A 16,285-nucleotide genomic window follows, 5' to 3' on the forward strand; every position below is an offset into this window, starting at 1 on the left:
GCTTACTGTTGGTTGTTCTCTTGAGACATGAGCGATACAGGGCGTTGCGGAGTGAAAGTGGAGATCGCATGCTTGTATACTAATTGTTGCTTGCCTTCGCTATCAATCACAATCGTGAAATTATCGAATGCTTTAATATACCCGCGCAATTGAAATCCGTTCACAAGGTAAATGGTAACCGCGATGTTTTCTTTCCGCAAATGATTCAAGAACGTATCTTGAATGTTGATCGTCTGTTTCATGTACACTACCCCCTAAAAGGACTTGTATGTTATATATTCGGCAATTGTTGAAACTTTCCTGCCAATATTCGCTTGATAGTTTCCACGTTATTCCTCTGTTCGGCCGGATCAGTCATGTCAAACCATTGAATTTCTGCCATGCGCCGGAACCAAGAAAGCTGGCGTTTGGCAAAATGTCGCGTTCGCTGCTGTATGTCGTTCACTGCTTTTTCTAGCGTGATTTCTCCATACAGATAAGGGATGAGCTCCTTGTACCCCAAGCCTTGCATGGAGACGAGTGACGCGTCGTAGCCAGCATCTAAGAGCCCCCTCACTTCCTCAACCAGTCCCGCTTCGATCATGAGTTCGACCCGGTGGTTGATTCGTTCGTACAGCTTTGCGCGGTCCATCGTGAGACCGATCATCACCAAATCATAAGGTGAATGCTGCGCCCGTAGCTGAAAGTCGGACATTTTGTACCCGCTGCTTTCATAAATCTCCAATGCGCGTATCACCCGCTTTACATCATTGGGATGCAAGCGTTCGGCTGTAATCGGATCGACGTCGGCCAGTCTGGCGTGCAGTGCTTCCACGCCTTCGCTGTCAGCCAATCTTTGCAGACGATCACGGAACTCAGGGTCTTGAGAAGTGGTGGAAAACTGAAATCGATGGGTAACCGATTCTATGTACAGACCTGTCCCGCCGACGATAAACGGAAGTTTGCCACGTTGGTTGATGTCTGTAATCAGCGCTGCGGCACTTTCCTGAAACATCGCGACAGAGTATTCTTCGTCTGGATTTTTAATATCAATGAGGTGATGCGGTATGCTCGCAAGTTCCTCAGGCTCTGCTTTTGCGGTGCCAATATCCATTCCACGGTATACTTGCATGGAATCTCCGGAAATGATCTCACCGTCGAACTGTTCGGCCAGCTCCAAACTAAGCTGGGTCTTGCCAACCGCTGTTGGGCCAATAATCACGACTAGCCTTTCTCTCTGTTGCAAGGTCACTCCCCTCCACCTATCTCTTTGTAGCTGTACACGACCTGCTGGCCGCGGGAGCGAAACGGCGTAAAACCAAAACGCTCGTACATCCTACCTTCTTTTCCTTCTTTCATTACCACACGTTTTCTCGCAACTCGCTGCGCTTCCAAAACAGCCTCTTCTGAAAGAGCATCTGGATTGGCGAGCTCCCGGACTCCAGCGATCCCCGACGAGCTTTTTACAGTTATCTCGAACATGGGATCGAAATAAACGACGTCGAAGGAACGTGTAGGCAGTCCTCTCAGTACTTCTAGATGGTCGCCACATCGTACCTCAATACGGCGCATGGCTTGCTCTAATTCTTCCGCATCGGATGACCAATGCCGCAGTCCATCTTCTACCAAGATAGCTAACAATCGCTCAGATTCGATGCCAACGACTTTCCCATTTGCGCCAATCGCATGAGAAAATACAATAGCGTCAGCACCCAAACCTAAGGTTGCATCCAGCACTTCATCCCCTGGATGAATTTGGCAAGCAACAAGCATAGTATCAGTATCGCCGCGCATAAGCCGCTTTATACGAAAAGCAGATGTGTTCGGATGAAAAAAGAATGGTTTTTTCCCCGGCACTTCCAAACGTGCTCCGAGAGCGGAAACCACCAATACTTCTTCTACCCCATATCGCTTGCGCATTTGACCCAATGAAAAATCGCGTCGATTCACAACCTGTAGCCCCAATGTACTAGCCAATTCGGCTGCGTGACGCAAGGTTTCTTCACCAGGCTCAAGTCCTGTCGTAACAATCACGCCTTTGTTCCCTTCCTTACGTCTTCGCCCTTTTTGACAAGAACTGCTGTTCTAGAAAAACGACTCGACGGTTTTTACATAAACGGTAACGATCATATTATTGTAAGCAGGATTAATTTGCCGGTCAAATAGAATCTGAACCAAAGTGTTTTCCTCTTTGCTATGACAATCATACCATTTTTTATGAAAGCGCGTCGGACTGAAGTATGATTTTCCAGTCCATCAGTTTCACACATGTAAAAAAGACCCGCAGAGTTCCGTGGGTCTTTTTTGTTATGAGCATATCTACTCCTCTATGGTAAGGTTCGCCTGTCTGATCCAGTCCAGCCTGCGGTTATTTAACAGGCCGAGATTGTAATAAATAATCGATTGAGCGCCTGCGTCCACTGCAGTTTTCACCCTCGCTGCCAACTCGACTGCTGACTGGATTTGGCTATGATGTAGGGAGAAAGCTGCCCCCAGCGTAGCTTCTGGCGCTACAAGCTTGATCGCATGAAAGGTATACGCCACATCACCGACACTGTCTCCATAGGCGAGCGGAACGAGGCGATCCAATGTAGCGGCAGCTTTTCGCAACGAAACCCCTTCCCAATAGGACTGATTCACAAAAAACGGTGTCGAGGACGGAAAGCCATCCAGCGCAGTCCCCTTACTCTGCGCGATTTCCTTCAGGCTCCTCCATAGCCCATCTACCACTTCCAGACGGGATTGCTGATAGTGATACAATTCCGGGTATTCTAGCAGCAAAAAGGCAACTTCTCTCGCTTCAGCGGATACTTGCGAGATACGATCGGCTTCCACCATTTGACTGACTAGCCTCGATACAAGCTGTCGGACTGCTCCGACATCGATTCGCTTTGATTCGGCACGTTCCGTACACGCCCCACAAAAACAAAGCGAGAGTAACCATTGCAGTGATTCTCCTAACGGCAGGAGGCATACTTCATGATGCTCGCCATGCTTCATCGGCAAAAAGGCGGTCGCTTCGATCAAAATCCGCTCTGGCTCTACCTGCTCAAGCGTATCGCTAAAAAGCGCCTTGGCGTAATGCTGAACCTCAGGCTGCGATGGACATAGCGCGTAAGTGTATGTATCCCCCCAAATGTTTTGCACGCAAAGATCTGGATGAGCCAAACCAAGCGTAGAATTGTGAAGGCCAACCCACCATGTATGAAACCCCATTCCTGCCTGCTCACAAGCTTCTTTCATTTTGGCAAGAATGCCTGCTTGTGCGATTTGCTCGTGTACGGTCGGGCGCAAACGGTTGTACTTCGACCATTCAGGCGTAAACGATACTCCTGAAAACGGCAGCCTGCGAAACGTTTTGCTTCGCGGGTGAAAAAATCTCCCCTGATGGTAGCTGCTATTGACCACTGCTGTATTGCACCTGGCTTCTTGCAATGTTTGCATCACAGCTTCGATACCACTCTCGGCTATATCCCACGGATAAATAAACATCCCCGTTTGGCGTGATGAACTCATTTCGTTTCACCTCGTTTTTGCAAGTAATCATAAGTCAGTGTTTGTCTAAAATCAATCTTGATTTTTAAATTTTCTGAGCAAAACCAAAGAGGCAGAATAGTCGTCTATTCCGTTTTTTATTGAAAAAGGAAAAGAACCACTTGGGTGAGTAAACAGCGTAAATATGTCTCGAATCAAAATCTTGGGAGGCATGTCCGCGAACTTTAAAGTATACTGTCACCCACCTGCCGATGCAGCGTCGATTTCACCAGGCCCTAAATCACCTCTACTCACTTCCTCGGCTTACATCGTCTTCTGTTCAGAAGCTGGGACTGGTGCAGATGAGGTAGTTGTAGCTGCTGGAACTGGCGTATTATTCTCTGGCGTTGTACTGCAGCCACTTAACACGATGCCTAATGACAATGCAAGAATTGATGCTCTTTTCGCTGGTAAAATCCCCCTGATTTTAATAACATGGGATAAGATTTATCGACAAAAACCCTCCAGCAAATTTGCCAGAAGCTCAATCGTAAGGATGACTTCTATTTTTTCTGTTATCCATACGAACTTTACTGATAGTACTAAATTTACGGCCCTGTTTCTGCTTTTACATCAGTAAAAAGAACTTGGAAAGAATATAATGCAAAACCCGCCTCTGATTAGTTAAGAGACGGGTAGAGTTACATTTGCTAGAGCCTCGGTTTTGACTGATACTAATCCAGCCACTAGACTTTGCTTGTTTAAAGAAATCATTTATTTGATAGTAACCTGATAGCCCTTGCTATAGCTAAATATCCAAATATCACCATTATCAAAAGACCGATAATATTCAGGATAATAACTGGTAATTCTAGAAAATCAAGATCTCTTCCTACCTTCAGCATTGTTAATATAAAGCCAACGAAGAAGGCTAAGAATATAGAAATTGTTTTTTCCAAGTCGACACCACCTTCATTAACTTGATTAACGTAATATTACCACTTTAACTTAATTCTTTCGTTCGCAATTCTGGTAGCAGGTGATATAAATGGACCATCAAATGTAACGTCAGCATATACATTTATAGTATGACTAGAGTAATTTGTTGGGGTTTTAAAAATAGCCCCTCCTTTTACTGTCACAACTTCTTCTTGTAAATCACCAAGAACTTCGTAAGTCCATTTTCCGAATTCATCACTATTGTCAGTCAAATCAAGGTCAGTCCAATTTTGGCTAAACTGATAAGCATAACTGAAAGAACCCCCACCCTTCATATCAAACCCTAATCCGCCTTGATGAGATGTACTTCCTGAATTTCCAGTATTAACCGGTTCGTGATCTAACATTACATAAGGAGTGTCAGATGGATCCTTCGGTTTTGCTTTTAACTCAACTCCATAAACTTGTGAATCAACGTCATAGTTATCATCGCTGCCAGCAAGTTGTGCACCTGGATTAACTTGTGCATTTAAATAGGCCGACATGTAATGCCCTTTATCTGCAGAATCAAGGCTTACAGCTTTTGAAATTTTGTAATTCAAACGAATTTTCCCGTATGGTGGAGACATTTTCGAAACTTGATCCCATGCAGCACTTTTCCAGTCATATTCTCCATTTGCCGCTGCTAATGACATTCTATTCTCATTAGTATCTTCCGCATGCCATTCATCTTCCTCTAAAAACTCTAAATGGTCTGTTACAGCATCAAGTATAGTGTCTTGTATCACAAGTGCCTTATCTTTTTTCTTCTCTTCTTTGTAAGCATCTATATCCACAAATATATCATCTTTTCCGGAAATTTTTATACCATTTTTATTCTTACCGACCCAATATAGAATGACATCACTTTCTTTATCATTGACTTCTTCAATCCCTATGGCTAATTTGTAATCGTCTGCAAAGGATGTCAACTGTTCCTTATCTTCAAAATCTACAAATATCACATCTGCGGATTTATTTTTTGATATACTGCTCATCTTTCTTAAATTGTTGAATATCATTTCGTAATTTTCTATGTCGCCAATTCTATTTATAGCTTTTTCTGAAATGTCATAACTACTAGCATTAGTAATTTCAACTTTTTCTGATCTCTTTGCACTTAAGGTTTGTGGGCTTGTTGTCAATAAAAGTGTACTCAATAATACAGCAGTTGCTATGGGGAATTTTTTCACAAATAACCTCTCCCTTATATGTTTTAACAAGGAATATATTACCACATTAATATCACTTGTCAAATTCTGCTAAATTATCAAATTACATGTAGAAGTGATTGTTTATACTTAATTTAGTAAAGTTTTAAATCTCAACATATTTTTTTCATCTCAATTTACTCACTTTTAAAAATCTACTATCATTTGAATCTGTTCTAATTGAGTAGATCTACAACAAAACCTAAAATAGCTTGATGTTACTTCTGAGTTGATTTTGCAACTCGATCCAGCATCGTAAACATGAGCCAGGGCAATTCGTTTAGCACACCAGCAGGGGCATCGGTCAATCGTTTCTTCCAAACATCTGGGTCATTCAGCAAGCCTTTCATCGCTAAACTGTCAATTGCCTTTAAGCCAGAAATGTTGGCAGGCCCCGTGCTTTGCCATATCCTCAACGACTGAATATGAGCCATACACGCCAGGCAGTTCCTTGGCTGCTGCTCTCAGGTATGCCTCAATCGCTGCATAGTCCTTTGGCTGTGACTCAAAATCCACGGCAAAGTAAATCGCAGTACCTACAGGCTGACCGATCAACTTGGCTTCCTGGAGGGCAGCTTTGCCATCCCTTGTGCCGTTGGCTGCACCACCAGCAGCGTCATTAGTCCCGCGTTGGAAGACCGATACGACCTGCATCCCTGCCGCTGTGATCGCCTTGGCTTCTGCCTTCGTCAATCGTTTCCACTCCATACTGGCAGGAACAAGATAGCGACAGACAAATTTCATGCCTGCCGCCGCCATTGCTTTTGCTTTCTCTACTGTTAAAGGTACTGCACAATCGATCCCCTTGATCATCATTCTGCATCTTCCTTTCTCTTATCAAAAGTCTGTTTGAAAATGGCGTTTTCTTGAGCATCGCTCCGACCACAAGAAGCACAGCAACAACAATCAAAGCATCTTCTAACAGGTACTGGTAGGCCAATGCCAACAGGTCCGTTTCTTTCATTTAGTTCATCCCCTTCCACATAAGTGCAATGGCTCCGACGATCACCGCGCCTAACACGGTTCGCCAGAGCCATTTTTGATTATCAGCAACTTCGTTCAATTGATGATGCGCTGATTTCCCATATTGTAGTGCTTCATTCGCTTTCTCTTTCGCCTCTTCCGCTGTAGCACGAATATCAGTCATAGAGTCCAGTTTTGTCTCTACTCGGACAATCCGCTCGCGGATATCAGATAGTACCTGCATCTCATTTTTTGACATGAGCTTATCCTCCTCACCCCCCTTGGGGCAAAAGTAAAAGGAGCCACGTTAGCAGCTCCTCATGAAAAACACTATTCGTTTACTACAACCCGCAACTGTCCAGCCATTCGCTCAGCGTCACGCTATCGATGTCATCTCGCCGGGAATATGTGTAATCAACAAACTCTTGGAAGTTACTTACGTTGTACTCGATGCTGGAGGAAGCTGCATTGACCAATTTATGGAACATGAACAAGCAAACGCCCCACACACTGGCTGCATTATCTATGTGCCCTTTTAGTGTGGCGGGTGTAATCGTATGATCCACATTACGTATCTTGATCGTCCGCTTATCCGGTGGGGGCGTTGTCGCCGCATCTTCTTGGACAGTACGATCTGCTCTGCGAGATTGCATAACTTGCAGCACCCTTGCATCATACGCCCCATATGACTACTCCGAAAATAAATCCTTCCCCATACATGTTCACATCACACGCTTAAACATTTTTTCTAAGTCATAACCAGTAAAATGAATCACAATCGGCCTGCCGTGTGGGCACGTATACGGACTGCTCGTCTTGCGCAACTGATTCAGCAAGCTTTCCATTTCTGCATGTGTCAGGAAGCGATTCGCTTTAATCGATGCTTTGCAGGACATCATGATGGCAGCTTTCTCACGCATCAGCACGACATTGGCTTGGGTATTTTCGCCCGTTTCCAGTACAAACTGAATGAGCTCCTCAATGACCTCCAGCTCTGCCCCTTCTGGGAACCAATGCGGATGAGCGCGAACGATAAAGGTCCGCCCACCGAACGCCTCAATCTCCAAACCAAACGATTGCAAAAGCGACAGTCGCTTTTCCAGTTTGCTTGCCTCTGCAGCCGTATACTCCACCGTATGAGGAAACAGCATGATCTGGCTGGAAATGCCCTCTTCTGCAAGCTTGTCCATGAAATACTCGTAAAAAATCCGCTCCTGCGCGGCATGTTGATCGATTAAATACATGCCTTCGTCATTTTGCGCGACGATGTAGGTGCCATGTACTTGACCAACAGGGTACATAACAGGTACAGGTGAATCTGTCTCATTTTCATTGGTAGCTTCCGGGAGTGGCGGTGATTGATCAGTACCTGCTGCGGCTGAATTGTCCGGAGCCATGTCCAACTGTGACGGAAGCTTAGTCTCGTAAGGTTGGAAAGCTTCCCTCGTGTCCGTTTGATCCAACAGAGTCGCTTGCACGATTTCATGCGGGATAGCCTCTACTTTCGCAGACTCCAGCTTTTCATAGTTGGCTGCAGTCTCCTTCACCGTGCCGTTCTCAAAGGATGGCGCGGTATGCGTCACAACATCCACTTGCTTACTTGTCGTTTCCTGCTTAGCCATCCATTCCTGGAGTCGGGGACTCGCTGCTAATAGTGACGATTGCGGTGTTTCAGGCTTGCTGATTTGCAGGTCAAACTGCGGTTGTACGACCTGGGTGACGACCTTAGCTTTTTGTTGCGTAACCATGGGTCTGACAATTCCTAAGCCTTGTCGCAATGTCTCTTTTACCGACTGTTCAATTGCACAGCACAATTCATCTTCTTTACTGAATCTCGCCTCTAGTTTGGCAGGATGTACGTTCACATCGACCAGTGACGGATCCATCTCGATCTGCAAAGCCACAATCGGATAGCGTCCGATGGGTAACAATGTATGATAACCGCGCATAATCGCATTGTTGATTGAATAGCTGCGCACATACCGACCGTTTACCAGTGTCGAAAGGTAAGAGCGATTCGCCCTTGTCACTTCCGTCTTCGAAAGAAAACCAGACCACTTATAGTCGAGGGTCTCCCCTGCAATTGGTAGCAACAGCTTCGCTACTTGCACACCGTAGATAGCCGCCATGACGTGCAGCAGCTTTCCGTCGCCAGACGTTTGCAAAAGTGTCTTGCCGTTATGAGTCAGCAGAAAGGAGATTGATGGATGCGTAAGTGCAAGCCGATTCACATAATCGGAAATGTGTCCGACTTCCGTAGCGATCGACTTCATGTATTTCAAGCGAGCAGGTGTGTTGAAAAACAAACTGCGTACACATACTTCCGTCCCTTTTACAGCGGCTTTATCGGAAATCGTTCCGAGCTGCCCACCTTCCATCAAGAGATGCGTACCTACCTCACTACTGGACGTACTGCTCGTCAGCTCCATGCGCGAAACTGCCGCAATACTCGGCAGTGCCTCGCCACGAAATCCCAGTGTACGAATGCGGAACAAATCACGCGCATTGCTGATTTTACTGGTGGCATGGCGCTCAAAAGCCAGCTGGCAATCTTCCCGATCCATCCCTTTCCCATTGTCAACGATCCGAATCATCTCCAGACCGCCTTCCTCTACGTGGATCTCGATTGTCGTTGCACTGGCATCAATTGCATTTTCGACCAGCTCTTTGACAACCGAAGCTGGTCTTTCCACTACTTCCCCTGCAGCAATCATATTGGCGAGATGCTCATCTAAAACTTGAATGGTTCCCATGAGTGCCTCCCCTCCGGACGAACCCTATCGCTTTTTCAATTGCTGTTTCCATGCATATAGCTTCATCATGGCGTCCATTGGCGTCGTTGAATTCAAATCCAGCTCGCGCAGTTCAGCCATAATCGATTCTTCCTCCGCCGACGTAAACTGCATCGGTTCTTCACGCACCGCAGCAACTGGTGCCGTCCATAGCGTTTCGAGCGACATTTGCACGTCACTCGCTGCATTTCCATTCCCTGCATTTCCATTCGCTTCAAGCCCAGTTAAGATACTGCGCGCCCGTTCAATGACCCAAGTCGGCATTTCAGCCAGTTCAGCCACATGGATTCCATAACTTTTATCTGCTCGTCCTTCTTCAATCTTGTGAAGGAACAGGAGCTTTCCTTCCCGTTCTTCGCATCGAGCGTTGACATTCACGACACCACTCAACGTCTCTGCTAATCCGGTCAACTCATGGTAGTGCGTAGAGAAGAGTGTTTTGGCACCGATTTTTTGGCAAATGTACTCAATGACCGCTTGTGCGAGCGCCATTCCATCGTACGTCGAAGTCCCGCGGCCAATTTCATCGAGCAGGATCAAGCTCTTCGCTGTCGCTTTTTGCAAGGCGTGTCTGGTCTCCAGCATTTCCACCATAAACGTACTGTGTCCACCTACCAGGTCGTCAGCTGCCCCAATCCGAGTAAAGATCTGATCGACAATCGCCAGCTTGGCCTGTTTAGCCGGAACGAAGCAACCGATCTGTGCCATCACCGTAATCAAGGCGATCTGTCTCATGTACGTACTCTTACCTGCCATATTTGGACCCGTAATGAGCAAAACTTGACGGTTCGTCTGATCCATCTCCACGTCATTTGCCACGTATTTTTCGCGTTCCAGAACGGCTTCTACTACTGGGTGACGCCCTTCTGTAATGACGTATTCGCCGTTTTCCACAAGCTCAGGGCGTATAAAGCCCCGCTCGTCACTTACCGTAGCAAACGCCTGGAGAACATCCACAGATGCAATGCGCTCTGCGAGGTTCTGCAATCTTGGTATATGCTTCGCAACTTCACTTCTTACAGCCACGAACAGTTGGTATTCCAGCTCAATCATCTTTTCTTCCGCTTCAAGAATGAGCGCTTCGCGTTCCTTCAGCTCTGGTGTGATGTACCGCTCTGCATTGGCCAATGTTTGCTTGCGCTCATACCGCCCAGATGGAACGTTTGCGATATTGGACTTCGATATTTCGATGTAATAGCCAAACACCTTATTGAAGCCAACTTTGAGTGAACGAATCCCTGTCGCTTCTCGTTCACCCTGCTCCAATTGGGCAATCCATGTCTTCCCTTCACGACTTGCCGTATGGAGCTTGTCCAGGTACTCATCATATCCCGTCCGAATCATTCCGCCTTCACGAACCGATATCGGGGGATCATCCATGAGCGCATGAGCCAAATAGTTGACGATATCCGTGCACTCATCCATCCCTTGCGCCAGTTCCATCAATACCGGCGTATTCGTTTGGATCATATACTGCTTCAGCTCTGGTACGGCTTCCAAAGACATTCGCAGCTGAATGAGATCTCGTGCGTTCGCATTCCCGTAGGAAATTCGGCCCGCCAGACGCTCCAAATCATAGACACGATCCAAGCAAGTCCGCAAATCGGAGCGAAGCAGCATGTCACCCTTCAAGGCTTCCACAGCGCTCAGACGTGCCTCCAACTGATCGCGACTGAGCAACGGACGCTCAATCCATCTGCGCAAGAGACGACCACCCATTGCGGTTTGAGTCCGATCCAACAGCCACAACAGAGAGCCTTTTTTCGTCTTATCGCGAATGGTCTCTGTCAATTCCAAATTACGTCTGGAAAAGCCGTCCATTTGTAGATACTGCTTTGCATCGTACTGCTTTAACAGTCGCATATGGGCAAGACTGCGTTTTTGCGTCGTCCCTATGTAGAACAAGAGAGCATTGACCGCCGCTCGCATGGACATATCCAGCCCTTTTGCCTGCTCCGCATATTGACTATCCACCGCAAATGCGTCCAGTTGGTGCGCATCCACGACAGTAGATGGCAGTGCTGTCTTCGGCAAAACAGCGAGGCCAAAAAAGACGAGCTCCTTGGGGCGGTATTGCAAGGCTTCATCTAGAAATGCCTCTGCCTGTCCCACCAAGGACGTCACGTACATCTCGCCTGTACTCATATCACACGCAGCAACACCTGTTCGCCCTTCTACTTGGGCCAACGCTGCCATGTAATTGTTTTCCTTATCCGTCAGCCATTTGCCTTCCATCATCGTACCCGGGGTAATGACGCGTGTAACTTCCCTGCGAACGACCCCTTTGGCTTCTTTTGGATCTTCGACTTGCTCGCAAACGGCTACTTTATGTCCTTTTTTCAGTAGCTCTGCAATATAGCCATCTGCCGCATGATGTGGAACACCACACATTGGTATGCGCTCAGAACCACCACCCTCACGTCCCGTCAGTGTAATTTCCAGCTCACGGGACGCAAGAATGGCGTCATCAAAAAACAGTTCATAAAAATCGCCTAAGCGAAAAAATAAGAAAGTATCCGGATAATCTTTTTTGATAGCTAGATACTGTTGAATCATCGGGGTATATTGAGCCATGGTTTTCTTCTCCTAGCCTACTAATTCTCGTCGCTATTATATCATGATTGTACGGTAATGTTGACCCTGCATCCGATGGTAGATCTGTTTATAGTAGCTTCCATGTCTTGCGAAGGTCTTCATCCGTTTTCCACGATTGGCTTTCGATTAAAAAAGAAAAGTATCGATCCAAATGAATTCGTGACAGCGTATAGCCTGGTAGCTCCTTTAATTCTTGCCAGACTTGGGCAACGTACGGTAGGAGCTTTTCTTTTTCGCCCTGGTAGTACGCTTTGATGAGTGGGAGCTTTAGATGAGGCGTCGCTTGTAGCTTCTCGTGATTGGTTGCAACCAAATGGGCCAAATGAAGAATACCTCGAGTGACAAGGGGATCAACCAGCCAGCTGGGGAGTGTACGATATTCGAATCCATATTCCTTCTCCCTTACATCCCCCAAAAATCCATATCGCTCTCTCCGGCTCATACAACCTGCATCCTCAATCAGAACAAGAGGAAGAGCCAAGTACGCATCCAACTTTCGCCGAAGAGAAAAAGTAGGGGTAAGCCCGCCAAAATGAATATGCCCACCGATTGGGTAACCTTGAAACGGCATTCCGCCAGCGAGCCATTCGATAGACGAATTCCCTATTTTTTGGGATGCGAGTACCAGATTATCGTAGATATGCATAAATAATTGATCAGGGTCCTCCGATGGCGCAGGTCTCAACTCCGCAACTGGGTGCTGATGAAGACCTAATTCTTCCCGATAGCGTGTCGTATCACACCCAACCGTGCCATTAATACTCAGGAAGTCAGAAGCAAGTGCCATCTCTCCTGTAGGCTTGCGTAAAGCAAACTCGGGATCAGCCCCCATGCTTTGCAGCTTTTGCGGTTGTTTGCGTATCCGACCTTCCCACCAATCTCGAGTCCGCTGCATATATTCGTCAGCATGCTTGGCTGGCCAATTTGGTTCCACCTCGACGACCTTAAGACGATGGGGAGAAGCAGCCATGATCGTCACTTGACCCGCATCGGCTCCGGCGGCATACAAACTTCGAGCAGCTATCCCTTGCACCACCTGAACCTCCGTTTCGGTGGAAGGCAAGGAGACGGAATACCATTCGGGCTCCTCCATCCGGTGCAGCAGCCATTGTGATTGCTCCTCGCTCCTGGCGATATCCAGTACATAGTCTTGGTAAAGGCAGATCCTATATGTCCGCCAGCCCGGTCGCGCTGCTTTTCCTGTCGTTACAGGTATTCTCCCTTGCCGGACCAACCAGCGCCCGATTTCTGGACGATGCAAATAAGCTACGACTTCTTTAGCGTTGGCCGTCATCGGTTGTGTTGCTGGCGCTTCCTGCTTGTTAGCTAGCCGACTCGCCTTTGTGCGTAGAATCATGCCTTCCACACTCCCCCGCTATTCTCTGGTTATCTTATGACTGCGCCTAGAAAAAAGTGTGAATGGTACATATCCGAAAAAAAGAAAAAAGAGGAGATAATTTCTCCTCTTTAGTCGAGCTCGTCGAGTAGCGTAGCGGAATCAAAGTCATCAAACTCGTCACTGTTATCTTCAAAGTCGTCACTCAGATGAAACTCTTTTTCATCACAACTATTGCAGACAACAACGCACACCTTTGTTTCCCCAATAACCTCTACTGCATATTCACTTTCAACTCTGACTGTGATTGTGCCACCACCACTTAACTCCGCTTTTATGCACTTCGGTTGCTCCACGGCGCGTGCAACGATTTCCAGATCGCCTCTGCAGTTCTTGTCGAAGAACGTAAGCGGTACGAGTACGGAGAACTGAACAGTTTCCCGCTTGACTTCGGTTTGCGTGTTATTAGCAAACGAAAACCACAGGTTGACGTCATACGTACCAGATACTTCAACGGCATCTCCGACTTTCTCTGCTTGGAAGTTCGTGTTTATAATCCAGCATCCGAGGATCGTCGAAGGAGTTTGCGACGGTATGATGGTGTGGGTGGTAATAGAAAATTTATGGCCTTTGCCGCAGACTGCTTTCGCGATAAGTTCCCGGCACTGTAGATCTTTGTCTATACCCGACATTTCGTTACCTCCTCCATACAACGTTTCTGTACATTTGTATGCAGGGCATTCGACTAGCGTGCAAACAACCACCTTATATTTGGGAAAGTTGTTGGGTATTCATCAAAACAGCGCCGGGAAGGCTTTTTATCAAGAATTAGGAGCAGCAACCGCCAGATTTTTTCTTTTCAGGCCCGCCACCTGTCTCTCCGGTCAATGGGTTTCCGCCTGTATCCAAAATAATACGCTCCGAAACGGTGTTCGTGATCACGTTCGTGACCATTTGCAAAAGATCGTTCACATCGACCTGCGATTGCTTGAATTCCGTAACGATTGGAATGGAATCCAGCTCCTCATGCAATTGGTTGTACTCGCCTTCCACTTTTTTCACCAGTTCCGGCTTGTTGATGGATTCAAACATCACCATTTGCTTTTGCTTCTGCTTTAATGTATCAATTAAATCTTGCACACGTTCATTGTGCTTGATTTGCAGTTCGGCACGTTTGAAGAAATCGACTTCATTCGTACGCGCGATCATAGCTGCAAGTTCGCGAGCTTTCTCAAGAATTTCATTCTGGGTATACACGTTTGTTTGTTCCATTATGACCTACACCTCAACTTTGGATACGAGTTCTCCGTGGAGTGTCCACGTTTTCGCATCTGTAATTTTTATGTGCACATACTGTCCGATCAAGGATTTGTCGCCGGTGAAATGGACCAGCTTGTTCGTACGCGTACGTCCCGCAAGCACTTCCGCATTCGTCCTCGATTCTCCTTCCACCAGTACCTCGACAACCTGATCCTGCAGTTTTTTGTTCTGCTCCAGTGCGATGCGAGCCAGCACTTCATTGAGTCGATATAAGCGCGCTTTTTTCACTTCCATTGGAACGTTGTCTTCCATGACAGCGGCCGGTGTACCTTCACGTGGGGAATAAATGAAGGTATACGCAAATTCATACTTAACCTCTTCCACCATCGAAATGGTATCTTCAAACTGCTCATCGGTTTCGCCTGGGAAGCCAACAATAATATCGGTAGAAAGTGAGACATTCGGGATCGCGTCCTTGATTTTGCGAACGAGCTCCAGATAATGCTCACGCGAATATTTGCGCGCCATCCGCTTGAGTACTTCTGTCGATCCGGATTGAACAGGCAAATGGATTTGCTCCACCAGGTTGCCTCCCTTTGCCAGCACCTCGATCAAGTGGTCGTCAAAATCACGCGGATGACTTGTCGTGAAGCGCACGCGCGGGATATCAATCTTGCGGACCTCGTCCATCAGGTCTCCAAAACCATACTCGATATCCTCAAAATCTTTCCCATACGCATTGACGTTTTGTCCAAGAAGCATGATTTCCTTAAAGCCTTGGCGAGCGAGATCACGCACTTCTGCGATAACATCTTCCGGGCGTCGACTGCGCTCTTTTCCGCGGGTATACGGCACGATACAGTACGTACAGAACTTGTCACAGCCGTACATGATGTTAACCCAGCCCTTGGTGTTTCCTTCGCGGAGCTTCGGCATATTTTCGACGATATCGCCTTCTTTGGACCAAACCTCAATCACCATTTCTTTGCTGAACATCGCATCGCGCAACAGTTCTGGCAATCGGTGAATATTGTGCGTTCCAAAAATCAAGTCAACCTGCTGGTAGCTTTTCAGGATTTTCTTGACGACTTTCTCTTCTTGGGACATACAGCCGCAAACACCGAGGATCAGATTCGGATTGTTATTCTTGAGCCGCTTCATGTGGCCAAGCTCTCCAAATACTTTATCCTCTGCATTTTCGCGGATCGCACAGGTGTTAAATAGGATGACATCCGCATCTTCGACAGAGTCAGAGGAGGTATAGCCCATTGCCTTCAAGATACCAGAAATCGTCTCCGAATCATGCTCGTTCATTTGGCAGCCATACGTACGAACATGATAACGCTTTCCTTTTCCGATGTTCTGCATGCCTTCTGGGATATTAAAATCGTAATGGACTAAAATCTCTTCCTTACCACGCTTTTTCGCATCTTTCAGAGAGGGGGCCTGGAAGTATTTCGCATAGTCTTCCGTTTTCTTTGGAGACTTATCGGATTTTAAGTCCACAGTCGCCTCTTTCGTTTCCTTCATCATGTATCACCTCAGCTAAAATCATCTACATAAGTAACCAATAAAGAATTATATCATTTTGGGTGATACAAAAGCTAATGCATAATAACCATTATGAGGCAAAATATGTACGAAACGGCGAGTGACCGTTCCGATCATCTCTGGGTATTCCCGGCAAGAGGATGTGG

16 protein-coding genes are annotated in these 16,285 nt (G+C 46.7%); 1 reads left to right on the top strand and 15 read right to left on the bottom strand.

The genetic code is table 11. The annotated features are described in order from the left end of the window. Window positions 1–2: 2 nt before the first annotated feature. From hfq to ACFVS2_RS06645, 4 genes are all read right to left on the bottom strand, one after another. Window positions 3–242 carry an RNA chaperone Hfq gene (gene hfq, locus ACFVS2_RS06630; RefSeq protein WP_007719110.1) on the bottom strand — a complete coding sequence of 80 codons (240 nt, stop codon included), beginning with the start codon at window positions 240–242 and terminating at the stop codon, window positions 3–5. 29 nt (window positions 243–271) lie between these two features. Beyond that, complete coding sequence (gene miaA, locus ACFVS2_RS06635; RefSeq protein WP_390232513.1) at window positions 272–1,231, bottom strand: tRNA (adenosine(37)-N6)-dimethylallyltransferase MiaA; 960 nt, start codon at window positions 1,229–1,231, stop codon at window positions 272–274. After that, window positions 1,228–2,013, bottom strand: a complete 786-nt coding sequence (locus ACFVS2_RS06640) for a class I SAM-dependent methyltransferase (RefSeq protein ID WP_390232516.1) — start codon at window positions 2,011–2,013, stop codon at window positions 1,228–1,230. Before ACFVS2_RS06640 ends, miaA begins: the two co-directional genes overlap by 4 nt. Window positions 2,014–2,298: 285 nt before the next feature. Beyond that, window positions 2,299–3,495, bottom strand: a complete 1,197-nt coding sequence (locus ACFVS2_RS06645) for an alpha-amylase family protein (protein ID WP_390232519.1) — start codon at window positions 3,493–3,495, stop codon at window positions 2,299–2,301. 190 nt (window positions 3,496–3,685) lie between these two features. Between ACFVS2_RS06645 and ACFVS2_RS06650 the strand changes: the two genes are divergently transcribed. Further along, entirely contained in the window at window positions 3,686–4,093 is a 408-nt protein-coding gene (locus ACFVS2_RS06650) for a hypothetical protein (RefSeq protein ID WP_390232522.1), read from the top strand. Window positions 4,094–4,223: 130 nt separating this feature from the next. On the opposite strand, the gene ACFVS2_RS06655 is transcribed toward ACFVS2_RS06650, so the two are convergent. From ACFVS2_RS06655 to miaB, 11 genes are all read right to left on the bottom strand, one after another. Next, entirely contained in the window at window positions 4,224–4,412 is a 189-nt protein-coding gene (locus ACFVS2_RS06655) for a hypothetical protein (RefSeq protein WP_376900759.1), read from the bottom strand. Window positions 4,413–4,448: 36 nt separating this feature from the next. Further along, complete coding sequence (locus tag ACFVS2_RS06660; protein ID WP_390232525.1) at window positions 4,449–5,624, bottom strand: hypothetical protein; 1,176 nt, start codon at window positions 5,622–5,624, stop codon at window positions 4,449–4,451. 378 nt (window positions 5,625–6,002) lie between these two features. Next, complete coding sequence (locus ACFVS2_RS06665; RefSeq protein ID WP_390232527.1) at window positions 6,003–6,458, bottom strand: DUF1906 domain-containing protein; 456 nt, start codon at window positions 6,456–6,458, stop codon at window positions 6,003–6,005. A gap of 148 nt (window positions 6,459–6,606) precedes the next feature. Then, entirely contained in the window at window positions 6,607–6,864 is a 258-nt protein-coding gene (locus ACFVS2_RS06670; RefSeq protein ID WP_390232530.1) for a hemolysin XhlA family protein, read from the bottom strand. 82 nt (window positions 6,865–6,946) lie between these two features. Continuing rightward, window positions 6,947–7,258: a polysaccharide deacetylase family protein gene (locus tag ACFVS2_RS06675; protein WP_390232533.1), complete on the bottom strand. Its 312-nt coding sequence runs from the start codon at window positions 7,256–7,258 to the stop codon at window positions 6,947–6,949. 69 nt (window positions 7,259–7,327) lie between these two features. Then, complete coding sequence (gene mutL, locus ACFVS2_RS06680; protein WP_390232536.1) at window positions 7,328–9,358, bottom strand: DNA mismatch repair endonuclease MutL; 2,031 nt, start codon at window positions 9,356–9,358, stop codon at window positions 7,328–7,330. 24 nt (window positions 9,359–9,382) lie between these two features. Further along, the gene (mutS, locus tag ACFVS2_RS06685) at window positions 9,383–11,971 is read right to left on the bottom strand and encodes a DNA mismatch repair protein MutS (RefSeq protein ID WP_390232538.1); all 2,589 of its coding nucleotides are present in this window, start codon (window positions 11,969–11,971) and stop codon (window positions 9,383–9,385) included. 88 nt (window positions 11,972–12,059) lie between these two features. Continuing rightward, window positions 12,060–13,349: a putative amidoligase domain-containing protein gene (locus ACFVS2_RS06690; protein ID WP_390232541.1), complete on the bottom strand. Its 1,290-nt coding sequence runs from the start codon at window positions 13,347–13,349 to the stop codon at window positions 12,060–12,062. A 110-nt stretch (window positions 13,350–13,459) separates the two neighbouring features. Next, window positions 13,460–14,020: an outer spore coat protein CotE gene (gene cotE / locus ACFVS2_RS06695; protein WP_173617483.1), complete on the bottom strand. Its 561-nt coding sequence runs from the start codon at window positions 14,018–14,020 to the stop codon at window positions 13,460–13,462. A gap of 136 nt (window positions 14,021–14,156) precedes the next feature. Then, window positions 14,157–14,600 (bottom strand): YlbF/YmcA family competence regulator, encoded by a 444-nt coding sequence (locus ACFVS2_RS06700; RefSeq protein ID WP_007719127.1) that lies wholly within the window; start codon window positions 14,598–14,600, stop codon window positions 14,157–14,159. Window positions 14,601–14,606: 6 nt separating this feature from the next. Beyond that, entirely contained in the window at window positions 14,607–16,118 is a 1,512-nt protein-coding gene (gene miaB, locus ACFVS2_RS06705) for a tRNA (N6-isopentenyl adenosine(37)-C2)-methylthiotransferase MiaB (RefSeq protein WP_390232545.1), read from the bottom strand. Between the last annotated feature and the right edge of the window lie 167 nt (window positions 16,119–16,285).

The organism is Brevibacillus sp. NPDC058079 (genome assembly GCF_042885155.1).
Taxonomy (GTDB): Bacteria; Bacillota; Bacilli; order Brevibacillales; family Brevibacillaceae; genus Brevibacillus.

What these genes read in the sequence shown, in the direction of transcription:
- ACFVS2_RS06675 (WP_390232533.1), bottom strand. Translation starts at nt 7,258, where the DNA reads ATGCAATCTCGCAGAGCAGATCGTACTGTCCAAGAAGATGCGGCGACA.
- ACFVS2_RS06665 (WP_390232527.1), bottom strand. Translation starts at nt 6,458, where the DNA reads ATGATGATCAAGGGGATCGATTGTGCAGTACCTTTAACAGTAGAGAAA.
- ACFVS2_RS06670 (WP_390232530.1), bottom strand. Translation starts at nt 6,864, where the DNA reads ATGTCAAAAAATGAGATGCAGGTACTATCTGATATCCGCGAGCGGATT.
- ACFVS2_RS06645 (WP_390232519.1), bottom strand. Translation starts at nt 3,495, where the DNA reads ATGAGTTCATCACGCCAAACGGGGATGTTTATTTATCCGTGGGATATA.
- mutL (WP_390232536.1), bottom strand. Translation starts at nt 9,358, where the DNA reads ATGGGAACCATTCAAGTTTTAGATGAGCATCTCGCCAATATGATTGCT.
- ACFVS2_RS06650 (WP_390232522.1), top strand. Translation starts at nt 3,686, where the DNA reads ATGTCCGCGAACTTTAAAGTATACTGTCACCCACCTGCCGATGCAGCG.
- mutS (WP_390232538.1), bottom strand. Translation starts at nt 11,971, where the DNA reads ATGGCTCAATATACCCCGATGATTCAACAGTATCTAGCTATCAAAAAA.
- cotE (WP_173617483.1), bottom strand. Translation starts at nt 14,020, where the DNA reads ATGTCGGGTATAGACAAAGATCTACAGTGCCGGGAACTTATCGCGAAA.
- ACFVS2_RS06700 (WP_007719127.1), bottom strand. Translation starts at nt 14,600, where the DNA reads ATGGAACAAACAAACGTGTATACCCAGAATGAAATTCTTGAGAAAGCT.
- hfq (WP_007719110.1), bottom strand. Translation starts at nt 242, where the DNA reads ATGAAACAGACGATCAACATTCAAGATACGTTCTTGAATCATTTGCGG.
- miaB (WP_390232545.1), bottom strand. Translation starts at nt 16,118, where the DNA reads ATGAAGGAAACGAAAGAGGCGACTGTGGACTTAAAATCCGATAAGTCT.
- ACFVS2_RS06690 (WP_390232541.1), bottom strand. Translation starts at nt 13,349, where the DNA reads ATGATTCTACGCACAAAGGCGAGTCGGCTAGCTAACAAGCAGGAAGCG.